Here is a 16344-nt window from a genome sequence, read left to right as displayed (position 1 = left end):
CGATGACAGAGCAGATGTTCGAGACGGTGCTGGTGGCCAACCGGGGCGAGATCGCGGTCCGCGTCATCCGCACCCTGCGGTCGATGGGCGTGCGCTCGGTGGCCGTGTACTCCGACGCGGACGCGGGCGCCCGGCACGTCCGGGAGGCCGACACGGCGGTGCGGATCGGGCCGGCGGCGGCCTCGGAGAGCTATCTGTCGGTGGAGCGGCTGCTGGACGCGGCCGCCCGCACCGGCGCGCAGGCGGTGCACCCGGGGTACGGCTTCCTCGCCGAGAACGCCGCCTTCGCGCGGGCGTGCACGGAGGCGGGGCTGGTCTTCATCGGTCCCCCGGCGGACGCGATCGCCCTGATGGGCGACAAGATCCGCGCGAAGGAGACGGTGCGGGCGGCCGGGGTGCCGGTGGTGCCCGGCTCCAGCGGCAGTGGGCTGACGGACGAGCAGCTCGCCGACGCGGCCCGCGGCATCGGCATGCCGGTGCTGCTGAAGCCGTCCGCGGGCGGTGGCGGCAAGGGCATGCGCCTGGTGCGGGACGCCTCGGCGCTGGCCGACGAGATCGCCGCCGCCCGCCGCGAGGCCCGCGCCTCCTTCGGCGACGACACGCTGCTGGTCGAGCGGTGGATCGACCGCCCCCGGCACATCGAGATCCAGGTGCTGGCCGACGGCCACGGGGGCGTCGTCCACCTGGGCGAGCGCGAGTGCTCGCTGCAGCGCCGCCACCAGAAGATCATCGAGGAGGCGCCCAGCGTGCTCCTCGACGAGCGGACCCGGGCCGCGATGGGCGAGGCGGCGGTCCAGGCGGCCCGCTCCTGCGGCTACCGGGGCGCGGGCACGGTGGAGTTCATCGTCCCGGGCAACGACCCCTCGTCGTACTACTTCATGGAGATGAACACCCGCCTCCAGGTGGAGCACCCGGTCACCGAGCTGATCACCGGCCTGGACCTGGTGGAGTGGCAGCTGCGGGTGGCGGCGGGCGAGCCGCTCGGCTTCGGCCAGGACGACGTCCGGCTCACCGGGCACGCGGTCGAGGCCCGTGTCTGCGCGGAGGACCCGGCGCGCGGCTTCCTCCCCTCCGGCGGCACGGTGCTGGGGCTGCGCGAACCGCAGGGCGGCGGGGTGCGCACCGACTCCGGGCTGAGCGAGGGCACGGAGGTCGGCAGCCTCTACGACCCGATGCTGTCCAAGGTGATCGCGTACGGCCCCGACCGCGCGACCGCGCTGCGCAGGCTCCGGGCGGCGCTCGCGGAGACGGTGACGCTGGGCGTGCAGACCAACGCCGGGTTCCTTCGGCGGCTGCTGGCGCACCCGGCGGTGGTCTCCGGCGAGCTGGACACGGGGCTGGTGGAGCGCGAGGTGGACGGGCTCGTACCGGACGGGGTGCCGGCGGAGACGTACGCGGCGGCGGCGCTGCTGCGCCAGGCCGCCCTCGCGCCCGCCGGCGGCTCCGGCTGGACCGACCCGTTCGACGCCGCGGACGGCTGGCGCATGGGCGGCGGGCGGGCGTGGACGGCGCACCACCTGCGGGTGGCGGGCCACGACCCGGTGACCGTGCGCGTGCGCAGCACACCGGACGGCGGTACGGACGTGCTGCTTCCCGGCTCCGGCACCCCGCTGCGGGCGTCCGCGGGTCCGGTGGGCGGGCACCGGTTCGCCTTCGCGCTCGACGGGGTCGCCCACGCCTTCGCCGCCCTGCCGGACGGCACCTGGCTGGGCCGGGACGGCGACGTCTGGCAGGTGCGGGACCACGACCCGGTCGCCGCCTCCCTCACCCGGGCGGGCCAGGCGGGCGCCGACTCGCTGACCGCGCCGATGCCGGGCACGGTGACGGTGGTGAAGGTCGCGGTCGGCGACGAGGTGGCCGCGGGCCAGAGCCTGCTGGTGGTGGAGGCGATGAAGATGGAGCACGTCGTCTCCGCCCCGCACGCCGGCACGGTCACCGAACTGGACGTGGCCCCGGGCACGACGGTCGCGATGGACCAGGTGCTGGCGGTCATCGCCCCCGTGGAGGAGGAGACGGAGTGAACGCACCGGAACCGGTCCTGCCGATGGCCGTGCCGGCGGAGGGACTGCCCGCACGGGTCCGCATCCACGAGGTCGGCGCGCGCGACGGCCTGCAGAACGAGAAGGCGACCGTGCCGACGGCCGTCAAGGCGGAGTTCGTCCGCCGCCTGGCCGGCACCGGTCTGACCACGATCGAGGCGACGAGCTTCGTCCACCCCGCGTGGGTGCCCCAGCTCGCGGACGCCGAGGAGCTGTACCCGGCGGTGTCCGACCTGCCGGTGGAGCTGCCGGTGCTGGTGCCCAACGAGCGCGGTCTGGACCGCGCGCTGGCGCTGGGCGCCCGGCGGGTGGCGGTGTTCGCCAGCGCCACGGAGTCCTTCGCCAAGGCCAACCTCAACCGCACGGTGGACGAGGCGCTGGCCATGTTCGAGCCGGTGGTGCGGCGGGCGAAGGCGCAGGACGTCCACGTCCGCGGCTACCTGTCGATGTGCTTCGGCGACCCGTGGGAGGGCGCGGTCCCGATCCCGCAGGTGGTGAAGGTCTGCCGGGCCCTGCTGGACATGGGCTGCGACGAGCTGAGCCTGGGCGACACCGTCGGCGTGGCGACCCCGGGTCACGTCACGGCCCTGCTCACCGCGCTCACCGGGGCGGGCGTGCCCGTGTCCGCGCTCGGCGTGCACTTCCACGACACCTACGGCCAGGCCCTGGCCAACACGCTGGCCGCGCTCCAGCAGGGCGTCAGCACGGTCGACGCCTCCGCCGGCGGTCTCGGCGGCTGCCCGTACGCGAAGTCCGCCACCGGAAACCTCGCCACCGAAGACCTCGTGTGGATGCTGCGGGGCCTCGGCATCGACACCGGGATCGACCTCGGCCGTCTGGTCGCCACAAGCGTCTGGATGGCCGCCCACCTGGGCCGACCCAGCCCGTCCCGCACCGTACGAGCCCTCTCCCACCAGGAGCAGTGAACGCCATGGACCACAAGCTCTCCCCCGAACTGGAAGAACTCCGCCGCACGGTCGAGGAGTTCGCGCACGACGTGGTGGCGCCGAAGATCGGCGACTTCTACGAGCGGCACGAGTTCCCGTACGAGATCGTGCGGGAGATGGGCCGGATGGGTCTGTTCGGGCTGCCGTTCCCGGAGGAGTACGGCGGCATGGGCGGCGACTACTTCGCGCTCGGCGTGGCCCTGGAGGAGCTGGCGCGGGTCGACTCCTCGGTGGCCATCACCCTGGAGGCGGGGGTCTCCCTGGGCGCGATGCCGCTGCACCTGTTCGGCACCGAGGCGCAGAAGCGCGCGTGGCTGCCCCGTCTGTGCTCGGGCGAGATCCTCGGCGCGTTCGGGCTGACCGAGCCGGACGGCGGCAGCGACGCGGGCGCGACCCGTACGACGGCCCGGCTGGACGAGTCGACGAACGAGTGGGTCGTCAACGGCACCAAGTGCTTCATCACCAACTCGGGCACCGACATCACGGGCCTGGTCACGGTCACGGCGGTGACGGGCCGCAAGCCCGACGGCAAGCCGCTGATCTCGGCGATCATCGTCCCGTCCGGCACGCCGGGCTTCACGGTGGCGGCCCCGTACTCCAAGGTCGGCTGGAACGCCTCGGACACGCGGGAGCTGTCCTTCCAGGACGTCCGCGTCCCGGCGGCCAACCTGCTCGGCGAGGAGGGCCGTGGCTACGCCCAGTTCCTGCGCATCCTCGACGAGGGCCGCATCGCCATCGCGGCGCTGGGCACGGGGCTGGCGCAGGGCTGCGTGGACGAGTCGGTGAAGTACGCCAAGGAGCGGCACGCGTTCGGGCGGCCGATCGGCGCCAACCAGGCGATCCAGTTCAAGATCGCCGACATGGAGATGAAGGCCCACACGGCCCGGCTCGCCTGGCGCGACGCGGCGAGCCGGCTGGTGGCCGGCGAGCCGTTCAAGAAGGAGGCGGCGCTGGCCAAGCTGTACTCGTCGACGGTCGCCGTGGACAACGCCCGTGACGCCACCCAGATCCACGGCGGCTACGGCTTCATGAACGAGTACCCGGTGGCCCGCATGTGGCGCGACTCCAAGATCCTGGAGATCGGCGAGGGCACGAGCGAGGTCCAGCGGATGCTGATCGCACGGGAGTTGGGCCTGGCGGGCTGAACCCCGCGGCCGTCCCGGGGCGGGCCGGCCGGTCCGCGTCCGCCCCGGGTCCCTCTCAGCCCTCGACCAGGAGCAGCAGCGCCGTCAGCGCCGGCAGCGGCGTCAGGACCAGCACCGAGCCGACGGCCCAGTGACGGCACCGCGACGCGCCCGTGCCGCGCCGGGCCAGGACGTTGGCCGGGATCCACAGGCCGAGGAGGACCGCCCACGACGGGACCAGGAGCATCAGCCAGGAGAGCACGTCGCCGTCCACGGGCGGGCGGGGGGTGAGGCCCAGGGCCTCCGGGAGACGGCTCGTCGCGAAGGACGCCGTCAGCCACAGCGGCACGACGGCGAAGACCCCGAGGGTCAGGTTGGCGGCCACGGTGGGGCCCCATCGTCGGACCGGATCCATACCAACCCCCTTGGCCCTGGACGACCGGGATCACGGTACAGGGCGCGCATCGCGCCGTTCCGTGAGGGGACGCGTACCGGGCACCCCCTGGACAGATCATGAGGTTAGGCTAACCTAATCCTGTTTCCAGCCCGGATCGGCTCCGCCCGCACGAAAGCAGACGCACCCATGTCGAACGCCGCAACCGCCCGCTTCTCCCGTCGGGGACTGCTCGCCGCCGGTGGCGCCCTCGGACTCGGCGCCGTGCTCACCGCCTGCGGGGGCGACGACGCGAAGAGCGGCGGCTCGGACGCGAAGGGCACCGGCGACGCCGCGTCCGGCCCGTGGTCCTTCAAGGACGACCGCGGCACCACCGTGAAGCTCGACAAGGTGCCGACGAAGATCGTCGCGTTCACCGGTGTCGCCGCCGCGCTGCACGACTACGGCATCGAGGTGAAGGGCGTCTTCGGGCCGACCAGGACACAGGACGGCAAGGCCGACGTCCAGGCCGGCGACATGGACGTCAGCAAGCTGACGATCTTCGGCAACAAGTTCGACAGCTTCAACGTCGAGCAGTACGCCGCCTTCGGGCCCGAGCTGCTCATCAGCACGACGTTCGACGACGCCGGCACGCTCTGGTACGTCCCCGAGGCCTCCAAGGACAAGATCGCCAAGCTCGCCCCGAGCGTGGCCGTCTCCGTCTACGACCGTCAGATGCCGCAGCCGCTGCAGCGCATGGCCGAGCTGGCCGAGTCGCTGGGCGCCGACATGAAGGCCGCGAAGGTCGTCGAGGCGAAGAAGCGGTTCGAGGCCGCCGCCGAGCGGCTGCGCAAGGCCGCCAAGGCCCGGCCGGAGATCAGGGTGCTGGCCGGTTCCGCCGCGCAGGACGTCTTCTACGTCTCCGGCTCCAACTACTCCATCGACCTGGAGTACTTCAAGGCCCTCGGGGTGAACCTCGTCGAGCCGCCGGAGGAGGCCAAGAAGGCGACCGGCGGCTGGTTCGAGACCCTGAGCTGGGAGAACGTCGACACGTACCCGGCCGACGTCATCATCATGGACGACCGCGCCTCGACCATCCAGCCCGCCGACATCACCGAGGCGACCTGGAAGAAGCTGCCCGCGGTCAAGGCCGGCCAGGTCATCGCCCGCTCCCCCGAGCCGATCCTGTCCTACGACAAGTGCACCCCGCTGCTCGACAACCTCGCCGAGGCCATCGAGAAGGCCGAGAAGGTCGGCTGACCCCACCCGCCGGAAGCCCTCCCTCCCCCCGGAGCCGTCCGTGACCACCGCCGTAGCCGCCCCGTTCCGCTTCTTCTCCCTCCAGGTCGCAGCGACGAGGCGGCTCGGCCCGTCCCTGGTCCGGGTCACCTTCACCGGACCCGACCTGCGCGACTTCCGCTCCGCGGGGCGCGACCAGTCCCTGTCGCTGTTCCTGCCGCACCCGGGGCAGAGCGAGCCGGTCGTGCCGCTCGAACTGGGCGACGCATGGTGGCAGGGGTGGCGCGAACTCCCCGAGGACGTGCGGGCCGTGATGCGTTCCTACACGCTCCGGGGGCTGCGCACGGACGCCGAGGGGCACACCGCCGGGATCGACGTCGACTTCGTGCTGCACGGCGTCACCGGGGAGGGCGGCGCGTCCGCCGGGGCGGGCCCGGCCTCCCGCTGGGCCGCCCGCGCCGGCGCCGGCGACCGGGTGCTGCTGCTCGGCCCCGCGGTCGCCGACAACCGCGCGATCCGCTTCCGCCCGCCCGGGGACACCGACCTGGTCCTGCTCTGGGCCGACGAGACCGCCCTGCCCGCCGTCGCCGCCGTCCTCGAGACCCTGCCGGCCGGCACCCGCGCCCGGGTCTGGCTGGAGGTGCCGCACGCCGGGGACGTCCAGGACCTGGTGACCGGCGCCGACGCCGAGATCACGTGGTTCGTCCGCGGCGCGCGCGAACGGGGCGACCCGCTGGCCCTGGACACCCTCCGCGCCGCCGGCCTCCCGCCCGCCGAACGGCCGTACGTCTGGATCGCCGGGGAGGCGGACTGCGTGAAGCGGCTGCGCCGGCACTTCGTCGCCGAACGCGGGATCGACCGCGACCGGGTGACCTTCGTGGGCTACTGGCGCCGCGGGCTGACGGAGGAACAGCTGCGCCGACGGGGCTAGCAGGAGAAGCGGTCGGCCCCGGTCGCGCCCGAGGCGGGAGTGCTCACGGCCACGGGGGCACCGGTGCCACGACGTGACAGTTAGGTTAGGCTAACCTAAGCAACAAGCCACCGGCCTTTCCCGTCCCGGATCGTCCCCACCGGAGGACCCCCGCATGCGCTCGCACCTGCTCAACGACACCACCGCGGAGCACTACCGCCGCTCCGTGACCGAAGGAGTCGAGCGGGTGGCGGCCAAACTCGCCACCACCGACCGGCCGTTCACCGGCGTCACCGTCGACGCGCTCGCCCCGCGCATCGACGGCATCGACCTCGACCAGCCGCTGCACGACACCACCGCCGTGCTGGACGAACTGGAGGACGTCTACCTCCGGGACGCCGTCTACTTCCACCACCCCCGCTACCTCGCCCACCTCAACTGCCCGGTCGTCATCCCGGCCGTGCTCGGCGAGGCCGTGCTCTCCGCCGTCAACTCCTCCCTGGACACCTGGGACCAGTCGGCCGGCGGCACCCTCATCGAGCGCAAACTCATCGACTGGACGGCGGGCCGCATCGGCCTCGGCCCGGCCGCCGACGGCGTGTTCACCTCCGGCGGCACCCAGTCCAACCTCCAGGCACTGCTGCTGGCCCGCGAGGAGAGCAAGCCGGGGCGGGACGGGTGGGAAGGGGGAGTCGACCTGACGAAGCTGCGCGTCTTCGCCTCCGAGGTCAGCCACTTCAGCGTGCAGAAGTCCGCGAAACTGCTCGGCCTCGGCCAGGACGCCGTGGTGTCCGTCCCCGTCGACCACGACAAGCGCCTGCAGACCGTCGCCCTCGCCCACGAGCTGGAGCGCTGCACCGAGGCCGGCCTGATCCCCATGGCCGTCGTCGCCACCGCCGGCACCACCGACTTCGGCTCCATCGACCCGCTGCCGGAGATCGCCGAACTGTGCGAGCGGTACGGCGCCTGGATGCACGTCGACGCCGCCTACGGCTGCGGTCTGCTCGCCTCGCTGAAGTACCGCGACCGCATCCACGGCATCGAGCGCGCCGACTCCGTCACCGTCGACTACCACAAGTCCTTCTTCCAGCCGGTCAGTTCGTCGGCCGTACTGGTCCGCGACGCCGCCACCCTGCGGCACGCCACCTACCACGCCGAGTACCTCAACCCGCGCCGCATGGTGCAGGAACGCATCCCCAACCAGGTGGACAAGTCCCTGCAGACCACCCGCCGCTTCGACGCGCTCAAGCTGTGGATGACCCTGCGCGTGATGGGCGCCGACGGCATCGGTCAGCTCTTCGACGAGGTCTGCGACCTGGCCGCCGAGGGCTGGCGCCTGCTCGCCGCCGACCCCCGCTTCGACGTCGTGGTCGAGCCGAGCCTGTCCACCCTGGTCTTCCGCTACGTCCCGGCCGCCGTCACCGACCCCGCCGAGATCGACCGGGCCAACCTCCACGCCCGCAAGGCGCTGTTCGCCTCGGGTGACGCGGTGGTCGCGGGCACCAAGGTGGCGGGGCGCCACTACCTGAAGTTCACCCTGCTGAACCCCGAGACCACCACGTCCGACATCGCCGCCGTCCTCGATCTGATCGCCGGCCACGCCGAGCAGTACCTGGGAGAGTCCCTTGACCGCGCTTCCTGACCCGACGGGCACCACGACCCACGACTTCGTGGGCATCGGGCTGGGCCCCTTCAACCTCGGCCTGGCCTGCCTCACCGAGCCCATCGCCGAGCTGAACGGCGTCTTCCTGGAGTCCAAGCCGGACTTCGAGTGGCACGCCGGGATGTTCCTCGACGGCGCCCACCTGCAGACCCCGTTCATGTCGGACCTGGTCACCCTGGCCGACCCGACCTCCCCCTACTCCTTCCTCAACTACCTGAAGGAGAAGGGGCGGCTGTACTCGTTCTACATACGCGAGAACTTCTACCCGCTGCGGGTCGAGTACGACGACTACTGCCGCTGGGCCGCCGGCAAGCTGGGCAGCATCCGCTTCGGCACCACGGTCACCGAGGTGACGTACGACGAGGCCGACGAACTGTACGCCGTGGCGACGGCGGCCGGCGAGACGTACCGCGCCCGGCACCTGGTGCTCGGCACCGGGACCGTGCCGTTCGTCCCCGAGCCGTGCCGCGGACTGGACGGCGGCCTGTTCCACACCGCGCAGTACATGCACCGCAAGGCGGAGCTGCTGGAGAAGGAGTCGATCACGATCGTCGGCAGCGGGCAGAGCGCCGCCGAGATCTACCACGAGCTGCTCTCCGGGATCGACGTCCACGGCTACCGGCTCAACTGGGTCACCCGCTCCCCGCGGTTCTTCCCGCTGGAGTACACCAAGCTGACCCTGGAGATGACCTCCCCGGACTACATCGACTACTTCCGCGCGCTGCCCGAGGAGACCCGCTACCGGCTGGAGAAGCAGCAGAAGGGCCTGTTCAAGGGCATCAACTCGGAGCTGATCGACGCCATCTTCGACCTGCTGTACCAGAAGAACGTCGAGAGCGGCGGCCGCCCGCTCCCCACCCGGCTGCTCACCAACTCCTCGCTCACCACCGCCCGGTACGAGGACGGCGGCTACACGCTCGGCTTCCACCAGGACGAGCAGGACAAGGACTTCGAGATCCGCACCGAGGGCCTGGTGCTGGCCACCGGCTACCACTACGAGCCGCCGGCCTTCCTCGACCCGGTGCGCGACCGGCTCCGTCTCGACGGCCACGGCCGCTTCGACGTGAGCCGCGACTACGCCATCGACGTCACCGGCCGCGGCGTCTTCCTGCAGAACGCCGGCGTCCACACGCACAGCGTCACCAGCCCCGACCTGGGCATGGGCCCGTACCGGAACGCGACCATCATCCGCGAGCTGCTCGGCACCGAGTACTACCCCGTCGAGAAGTCCATCGCATTCCAGGAGTTCGCCGTATGAGCATCGGTACGTTCACCGTCCGCCCCCTGGACCCGCTGGAGGACGCCGAGCTGCTGCACCGCTGGGTCACCCACCCCAAGGCGGCGTTCTGGATGATGCAGGACGCGAAGCTCCAGGACGTCGAACGCGAGTACCTGCGCATCGCCGCCCACGAGCACCACCACGCCCACCTGGGCCTGCACGACGGCGAACCGGCGTTCCTGATGGAGCGGTACGACCCCCGGTACGTCGAACTCGCCGGCCTGTACGACCCCGAGCCCGGCGACGTCGGCATGCACTTCCTGGTCGCCCCCACCGACCGGCCGGTCCACGGCTTCACCCGGGCCGTCATCACCGCCGTGATGGAGGAGCTGTTCGCCGACCCGGCCGTCCGGCGGGTCGTGGTCGAACCGGACGTGGCCAACAAGGCCGTGCACGCGCTCAACGAGGCCGTGGGCTTCGTGCCCGTGCGCGAGATCGACAAGCCGGAGAAGCGCGCGCTGCTGAGCTTCTGCACGCGCCACCAGTTCGAGGCCGCCCGAGGAGCATCCGCATGACCCCGTCCGACGCCGTGGCGCACCTGTCCCCCCACCGCTGGGCACGGGCCAACCGCCTCCTGATCCGCAAGGCGCTCGCCGAGTTCGCGCACGAGCGGCTCATCACGCCGGAGGCCACCGGCGACGGCGGGTACGTCGTCCGCAGCGACGACGGCCTGACCCGGTACGCCTTCACGGCCACGCGCCGCGCCCTGGACCACTGGCAGGTCGACGCCGACTCGATCACCCGCCACCGCGGCGACGCGGAGCTCGAGCTCGCGGCGCTGGACTTCGTCATCGAACTGCAGAAGTCCCTGGGCCTGAGCGAGGAGATCCTGCCGGTGTACCTGGAGGAGATCTCCTCCACCCTCTCCGGCACCTGCTACAAGCTCACCAAGCCGCCGGTCACCTCCGCCGAACTGGTCGACGCCGGCTTCCAGGCCGTCGAGACCGGCATGACCGAGGGCCACCCCTGCTTCGTCGCCAACAACGGGCGGCTCGGCTTCGGCGTCCACGAGTACCTGGCGTACGCGCCGGAGGCCGCGGCCCCGGTGAGGCTGGTGTGGCTGGCCGCGCACCGCTCGCGGGCCGCGTTCACGGCCGGGGCGGGGATCGCGTACGAGTCGTTCATCCGGCAGGAACTGGGCGAGGAGACCGTCGAGGGCTTCCACGGCGTCCTGCGCGGGCAGGGTCTGGACCCCGCCGACTACCTCCTGATCCCCGTCCATCCCTGGCAGTGGTGGAACAAGCTGTCCGTCACCTTCGCCGCGGAGGTGGCCCGCCGGCACCTGGTCTGCCTGGGCGAGGGCGACGACGAGTACCTGGCCCAGCAGTCCATCCGGACGTTCTTCAACACCTCGCACCCCGAGAAGCACTACGTGAAGACGGCCCTGTCCGTCCTCAACATGGGGTTCATGCGCGGACTGTCCGCCGCCTACATGGAGGCGACCCCGGCGATCAACGACTGGCTGGCGCGGCTCGTCGACGGAGACCCGGTGCTGCGGGCCACCGGGCTGTCGATCATCCGGGAGCGGGCCGCCGTGGGCTACCGGCACCTGGAGTACGAGCGGGCCACCGACCGCTCCTCGCCGTACCGCAAGATGCTGGCCGCGCTGTGGCGGGAGAGCCCGGTTCCGTCCCTGGAGGACGGCGAGTCGCTCGCCACCATGGCCTCGCTGCTCCACGTCGACCACGAGGGGAAGTCCTTCGCGGCCGCGCTGATCGAGCGCTCGGGGCTGGCCCCGGCCGAGTGGCTGCGGCGCTACCTGCGGGCGTACTACGTGCCGCTGCTGCACAGCTTCTACGCCTACGACCTGGTGTACATGCCGCACGGGGAGAACGTCATCCTGGTGCTGGAGGACGGCGTCGTGAAGCGGGCGGTCTACAAGGACATCGCCGAGGAGATCGCGGTGATGGACCCGGACGCGGTGCTGCCGCCGGAGGTCACCCGCATCCGGGTGGAGGTGCCGGACGACACGAAGCTGCTCTCGCTCTTCACGGACGTCTTCGACTGCTTCTTCCGCTTCCTCGCCGCGAACCTCGCCGAGGAGGGCGCCTTGGACGAGGACGGCTTCTGGGGCACGGTCGCGGAGATCACCCGCGAGTACCAGGCGTCGGTGCCCGAACTCGAGGACAGGTTCGCCCGCTACGACATCTTCGCCCCCGAGTTCGCCCTGTCCTGCCTCAACCGCCTGCAGCTGCGCAACAACAAGCAGATGGTGGACCTCACGGACCCGTCCGGCGCGCTCCAGCTGGTGGGCACCCTGAAGAACCCGATCGCGGGGTTCTGACCCACGACACGGACGGGCGCCCCGCAGTACGGTCCTCCGGGGCGCCCGTCGGCACGAGGACCGCGTCAACTCCGCTGCCCCGCAAGGGAATGCGGACCGGCCCGGAGCGCTCTCCGGCGGATCCGGTGGAACAATCCCCCCATGGTGGAAATCATCCAGAAGGACGGCACCTGGACCTTCGACGGGGACGCCCTGCGGCTGACCCCCGGGCGGGACAAGGGCGTCGGGCTGCTCCGCAGGAGCCTGGGTGAACTGGTGGTGCCGCTGCGGGCGCTGGCGGGCGTCTCGCTGGAGCAGGGCAAGAGGTCGGGGCGGCTCAGGCTCCGGCTGCGCGACGGCGCCGACCCCCTGCTGCAGGCGACCGGCGGCCGGCTCACCGAACCGCACGACCCCTACCGGCTGGTCGTCGAATCCGACCGCTACGGCGTCGCCGAGTACTTCGCGGAGGAGGTCCGCACCGCCCTGCTGCTGGACCAGGTCCCCTCCGGCCCGGTCACCGAGTACCTGCTGCCCGGCCCGTCCGTGCCGCTGTCCGTCTCCGCCGGGGACGGCACGGTCGGCTTCGACGGCGAGCGCGTCCGGCTGGAGTGGAACTGGAAGACGGAGGACGCCAAGGCCGCCGCCGGCGTCCGCACCCTCGCGCTGGCGGACCTGACCGGTGTGGAGTGGCAGCCGGCGGCCGGCCTGGAGAACGGCCACCTCCGCTTCCTCGTGCGGCACTCCCCCACCGGGGCGCCCGCCAAGTACGACCCCCACGCGGTGGAGCTGTGGGGCTTCAAGAAGGACCCGCTGATGGCGCTCGTCGCCGCCGCCGTCCAGGCCCGTCTGCCGCATCCGGCCGCTCCCGCCGACGAGCGCCCGCGGGAGCCGGCGGCCGCGCCGCCGCGGCCGGCCCCCGCCGCGGCCGAGGACGACCACGACGCCCTGCTGCGCCGGCTGCGGGAGCTGGGCGAACTGCACCGGTCCGGGGTGCTGACGGACGAGGAGTTCACCCTCGCCAAACAGGCGGTCCTCAAGCGGATGTGAGCGGATCCCGGACCTCGGCGGTGAGTCCTGCCCGAAATCGGGCAGGTTTCTTGCGAAACCGTGGCCGGTACCCCAGGATCATCGGGTGCACGACGAACTCGTTGATCATCTGACGCGGTCCACGCCCCTCAGCCGGGGCGAGGCGCTGCGCGTGGTCCAGGACGTGCTCGCCTACTTCGACGAGACGACCGAGGAGTACGTCCGTCGCCGCCACCGCGAGCTCCAGGCCCAGGGCCTGGTGAACGCGACGATCTTCGAACGGATCGAGGCGGACCTCAGATACCGCGCGGTGGCCCCGCCCGAGCTCTCGCTCCGGCAGCTGCGCCGCATCGTCTACGGCTAGGAACATACACACATGTGCGGAATCGTCGGATACATCGGCAGGCGTGAGGTCGCTCCCCTGCTGCTGGAGGGCCTGCAGCGCCTGGAGTACCGCGGCTACGACTCGGCGGGCATCGCCGTCACCTCCCCGAAGGCGTCCGGCCTGAAGATGGTCAAGGCCAAGGGCCGGGTGCGCGACCTGGAGGCCAAGGTCCCGGCGCGCTTCAAGGGCACCACCGGCATCGCCCACACCCGCTGGGCCACCCACGGCGCCCCCTCCGACGTGAACGCCCACCCGCACCTGGACGCCGAGGGCAAGGTCGCCGTCGTCCACAACGGCATCATCGACAACGCCTCCGACCTGCGCCGCAAGCTGGAGGCGGACGGCGTCGAGTTCCTCTCCGAGACGGACACCGAGGTCCTCACCCACCTGATCGCCCGCTCCACGGCCGAGAAGCTGGAGGACAGGGTCCGCGAGACCGTGCGCCTCGTCGAGGGCACCTACGGCATCGCCGTCCTGCACGCCGACTTCCCCGACCGCATCGTGGTGGCCCGCAACGGCTCGCCGGTCGTGCTCGGCATCGGCGAGAAGGAGATGTTCGTCGCCTCCGACATAGCCGCGCTGGTCGCCCACACCCGGCAGATCGTGACGCTGGACGACGGCGAGATGGCGACGCTGAAGGCCGACGACTTCCGCACCTACACCACCGAGGGCACCCGGACGACCGCCGAGCCGACCACCGTGGAGTGGGAGGCGGCCTCGTACGACATGGGCGGCCACGACACCTACATGCACAAGGAGATCCACGAGCAGGCCGAGGCCGTGGACCGCGTGCTGCGCGGCCGGATCGACGACCGCTTCTCCACCGTGCACCTGGGCGGCCTCAACCTGGACGCCCGCGAGGCGCGCCGGATCCGCCGCGTGAAGATCCTGGGCTGCGGCACCTCGTACCACGCCGGCATGATCGGCGCGCAGATGATCGAGGAGCTGGCCCGCATCCCCGCCGACGCCGAGCCGGCCTCCGAGTTCCGCTACCGCAACGCGGTCGTGGACCCCGACACCCTGTACGTCGCGGTCTCGCAGTCCGGTGAGACGTACGACGTGCTGGCGGCCGTGCAGGAGCTGAAGCGCAAGGGCGCGCGGGTGCTGGGCGTGGTCAACGTCGTCGGCTCCGCGATCGCCCGTGAGGCGGACGGCGGCGTCTACGTGCACGCCGGGCCCGAGGTGTGCGTGGTGTCCACCAAGTGCTTCACCAACACCACGGTCGCCTTCGCCCTGCTCGCCCTGCACCTGGGCCGCACCCGTGACCTGTCGGTGCGCGACGGCAAGCGGATCATCGAGGGGCTGCGCAGGCTCCCGGCCCAGATCTCCGAGATCCTGGAGCAGGAGGAGGAGATCAAGAAGCTGGCCCTGGAGTACGCCGAGGCCCGCTCGATGCTCTTCATCGGCCGCGTGAGGGGCTACCCGGTGGCCCGTGAGGCCTCCCTGAAGCTCAAGGAGGTCTCCTACATCCACGCCGAGGCCTACCCGGCCTCCGAGCTGAAGCACGGCCCGCTGGCCCTGATCGAGCCGGCCCTGCCCACGGTCGCGATCGTCCCGGACGACGACCTGCTGGAGAAGAACCGCGCGGCGCTGGAGGAGATCAAGGCCCGCAGCGGCCGGATCGTGGCGGTCGCCCACCAGCACCAGGAGAAGGCCGACCACACCCTCCTCGTCCCCAAGAACGAGGACGAGCTCGACCCCATCCTCATGGGCATCCCCCTCCAGCTCCTCGCCTACCACACCGCCCTGGCCCTCGGCCGGGACATCGACAAGCCGCGCAACCTCGCCAAGTCGGTCACGGTCGAGTAGCGGCGCCCCGGGAGGCGCGGGGAACCGCGCGGGACACCACGAAGCGGAACGGGCCCCCACGTGTCGCCACCGACACGTGGGGGCCCGTGCCCGCTCACGGAATGACGACGACCGGCCGCTGCGCCCGCTTCGCCAGCCGTCCGGCGACGGACCCGAAGATCCGCCCCACGAGACCGTGGGTGGAACCCACGACGATCGCGTCGGCGGCGTACTCCCGCCCCACCTCCTCGAGTTCGTGGCAGATGTCCCCGCCGCGCTCGACGAGGATCCACGGCACCTCGGTCAGGTGGTCCGCACAGGCGAGCTCGAGCCCGAGCACCTCCGTGCGGTGGTCGGGGACGTCCACGAAGACCGGCGGCTCGCAGCCGGCCCACACCGTGGTGGGCAGCCGGTTGGCGACGTGGACGATGATCAGGCTCGAACCGAAGCGCCGCGCCATGCCGACGGCGTAGGCGAGGGCCCGTTCGCTGGAGGTGGAGCCGTCGAAGCCGACGACCACTCCGTGCCGGAACGCGGGATCACAGGGATGGCGTGGCTCCTCCGCCGCCAGGGGTTCGGCCGCCGTGGGATCGGCGACCGGCCGCTTGCGGTCCGCGGGTTCGAAGAATTCGTGACCGGCCATGGCTGTCTCGGGGTGGTGATCCTTCGTGAAGGGACGACAGTGGGCGGCGGAGCTGTGTCCGGGAATTGCCTTCCCGGGCCCATACCCTCAAGGGTACGGCGGCACGCCTCCTCAGCCCAGATCCCGCGCGTACGGGCAAGCGGGTTCCCCGGAGCATGCACGAGGGTCCGCCCGTCACGCAACGGTTGCTGCCCTCTACAGGTGGTTCGCGCGGGACGCGCCGGCGACGGGAGGGCCGTCCCGGACGGCCGCCCCCCGACCCGCGGCGACCCGCGGTCCGGCCGTGCGCCGCCCCTGTGCGGCCTGCCGCGGGGCCGGCGGCGCGGGGGCGAGGCGACACCGGTCGGCTGACCGGTTTTCATGCCCTCCCTCGTATCTTTTCAGCCAACTTCTGGCCGGTGTGCGTCCCCCGCCGTGACCACCCCCCACCCCCCGTTCGACCTGCACGAAAAGGGTCCGCGGGGCCCTGCGCACCCTACGCGGATTGGCCACCGCGACAAGGCGCACTTCCCCGCACGGCCCACGAGTGCAACGCTTCGTGATCGAATGCTTCACGCCAAGTTGCCAAGTCGACAATGCGCCGGGTGTCGAACCGGCCACCGGCGCGCGACGGGACACAGTAGATTCGATCTTGATGTCTTACGGCGGGGGACTCGTGCAGGACC

General features: G+C 71.8%; 14 protein-coding genes. 12 read left to right on the top strand and 2 right to left on the bottom strand.

Annotation, left to right across the window (positions count from 1 at the left end; genetic code table 11):
• Nucleotides 1–14: 14 nt before the first annotated feature.
• From ABTY20_RS08600 to ABTY20_RS08590, 3 genes are read left to right on the top strand one after another with little or no spacing between them, the layout of a single operon-like run.
• Nucleotides 15–2021: an acetyl/propionyl/methylcrotonyl-CoA carboxylase subunit alpha gene (locus ABTY20_RS08600; RefSeq protein ID WP_351996276.1), complete on the top strand. Its 2007-nt coding sequence runs from the start codon at nt 15–17 to the stop codon at nt 2019–2021.
• Nucleotides 2018–2965 (top strand): hydroxymethylglutaryl-CoA lyase, encoded by a 948-nt coding sequence (locus ABTY20_RS08595; RefSeq protein ID WP_351996223.1) that lies wholly within the window; start codon nt 2018–2020, stop codon nt 2963–2965. The genes ABTY20_RS08600 and ABTY20_RS08595 overlap by 4 nt, the downstream gene beginning before the upstream one ends.
• 5 nt (nt 2966–2970) lie before the next feature.
• On the top strand, nt 2971–4131 hold the full coding sequence (locus tag ABTY20_RS08590; RefSeq protein WP_351996222.1) for an acyl-CoA dehydrogenase family protein: 1161 nt from the start codon (nt 2971–2973) through the stop codon (nt 4129–4131).
• Nucleotides 4132–4186: 55 nt separating this feature from the next.
• On the opposite strand, the gene ABTY20_RS08585 is transcribed toward ABTY20_RS08590, so the two are convergent.
• A complete protein-coding gene (locus tag ABTY20_RS08585; protein WP_351996221.1) occupies nt 4187–4495 on the bottom strand; it encodes a hypothetical protein in 309 nt (102 codons plus the stop codon).
• A 198-nt stretch (nt 4496–4693) separates the two neighbouring features.
• On the opposite strand from ABTY20_RS08585, the gene ABTY20_RS08580 reads away from it, so the two are divergent.
• The 9 genes from ABTY20_RS08580 to glmS all read left to right on the top strand — a co-directional run bounded on the left by ABTY20_RS08580 (nt 4694) and on the right by glmS (nt 15057).
• Complete coding sequence (locus ABTY20_RS08580) at nt 4694–5743, top strand: ABC transporter substrate-binding protein (protein WP_351996220.1); 1050 nt, start codon at nt 4694–4696, stop codon at nt 5741–5743.
• A gap of 40 nt (nt 5744–5783) precedes the next feature.
• Nucleotides 5784–6653, top strand: a complete 870-nt coding sequence (locus tag ABTY20_RS08575; protein ID WP_351996219.1) for a siderophore-interacting protein — start codon at nt 5784–5786, stop codon at nt 6651–6653.
• A 154-nt stretch (nt 6654–6807) separates the two neighbouring features.
• Nucleotides 6808–8274: a lysine decarboxylase DesA gene (gene desA / locus ABTY20_RS08570; protein ID WP_351996218.1), complete on the top strand. Its 1467-nt coding sequence runs from the start codon at nt 6808–6810 to the stop codon at nt 8272–8274.
• Nucleotides 8258–9553, top strand: coding sequence for a lysine N(6)-hydroxylase/L-ornithine N(5)-oxygenase family protein (locus ABTY20_RS08565; RefSeq protein WP_351996217.1), 1296 nt, complete (start codon nt 8258–8260; stop codon nt 9551–9553). Before desA ends, ABTY20_RS08565 begins: the two co-directional genes overlap by 17 nt.
• Nucleotides 9550–10089, top strand: coding sequence for a GNAT family N-acetyltransferase (locus ABTY20_RS08560; protein WP_351996216.1), 540 nt, complete (start codon nt 9550–9552; stop codon nt 10087–10089). Before ABTY20_RS08565 ends, ABTY20_RS08560 begins: the two co-directional genes overlap by 4 nt.
• A complete protein-coding gene (locus ABTY20_RS08555; protein WP_351996215.1) occupies nt 10086–11858 on the top strand; it encodes an IucA/IucC family protein in 1773 nt (590 codons plus the stop codon). Before ABTY20_RS08560 ends, ABTY20_RS08555 begins: the two co-directional genes overlap by 4 nt.
• Before the next feature lie 141 nt (nt 11859–11999).
• Nucleotides 12000–12884, top strand: coding sequence for a DUF4429 domain-containing protein (locus ABTY20_RS08550; RefSeq protein ID WP_351996214.1), 885 nt, complete (start codon nt 12000–12002; stop codon nt 12882–12884).
• 85 nt (nt 12885–12969) lie between these two features.
• Nucleotides 12970–13227, top strand: coding sequence for a hypothetical protein (locus ABTY20_RS08545; RefSeq protein ID WP_030217181.1), 258 nt, complete (start codon nt 12970–12972; stop codon nt 13225–13227).
• 12 nt (nt 13228–13239) lie between these two features.
• Nucleotides 13240–15057, top strand: coding sequence for a glutamine--fructose-6-phosphate transaminase (isomerizing) (gene glmS / locus ABTY20_RS08540; RefSeq protein WP_351996213.1), 1818 nt, complete (start codon nt 13240–13242; stop codon nt 15055–15057).
• Between the two features lie 94 nt (nt 15058–15151).
• Here the strand turns inward: glmS and ABTY20_RS08535 are convergent, their stop codons facing one another.
• Complete coding sequence (locus tag ABTY20_RS08535; protein WP_351996212.1) at nt 15152–15679, bottom strand: universal stress protein; 528 nt, start codon at nt 15677–15679, stop codon at nt 15152–15154.
• Nucleotides 15680–16344 lie beyond the last annotated feature (665 nt).

This window comes from Streptomyces sp. NPDC126497 (assembly GCF_040302425.1).
Taxonomy (GTDB): domain Bacteria; phylum Actinomycetota; class Actinomycetes; order Streptomycetales; family Streptomycetaceae; genus Streptomyces.
Note: the sequence above shows the minus strand (reverse complement) of the source record. Positions and strands in the feature narration are given on the sequence as shown.

Coding starts and splice junctions, on each gene's coding strand:
- ABTY20_RS08555 (WP_351996215.1), top strand. CDS start 10,086: ATGACCCCGTCCGACGCCGTGGCGCACCTGTCCCCCCACCGCTGGGCA.
- ABTY20_RS08580 (WP_351996220.1), top strand. CDS start 4,694: ATGTCGAACGCCGCAACCGCCCGCTTCTCCCGTCGGGGACTGCTCGCC.
- ABTY20_RS08560 (WP_351996216.1), top strand. CDS start 9,550: ATGAGCATCGGTACGTTCACCGTCCGCCCCCTGGACCCGCTGGAGGAC.
- ABTY20_RS08600 (WP_351996276.1), top strand. CDS start 15: ATGTTCGAGACGGTGCTGGTGGCCAACCGGGGCGAGATCGCGGTCCGC.
- ABTY20_RS08550 (WP_351996214.1), top strand. CDS start 12,000: ATGGTGGAAATCATCCAGAAGGACGGCACCTGGACCTTCGACGGGGAC.
- ABTY20_RS08590 (WP_351996222.1), top strand. CDS start 2,971: ATGGACCACAAGCTCTCCCCCGAACTGGAAGAACTCCGCCGCACGGTC.
- glmS (WP_351996213.1), top strand. CDS start 13,240: ATGTGCGGAATCGTCGGATACATCGGCAGGCGTGAGGTCGCTCCCCTG.
- desA (WP_351996218.1), top strand. CDS start 6,808: ATGCGCTCGCACCTGCTCAACGACACCACCGCGGAGCACTACCGCCGC.
- ABTY20_RS08535 (WP_351996212.1), bottom strand. CDS start 15,679: ATGGCCGGTCACGAATTCTTCGAACCCGCGGACCGCAAGCGGCCGGTC.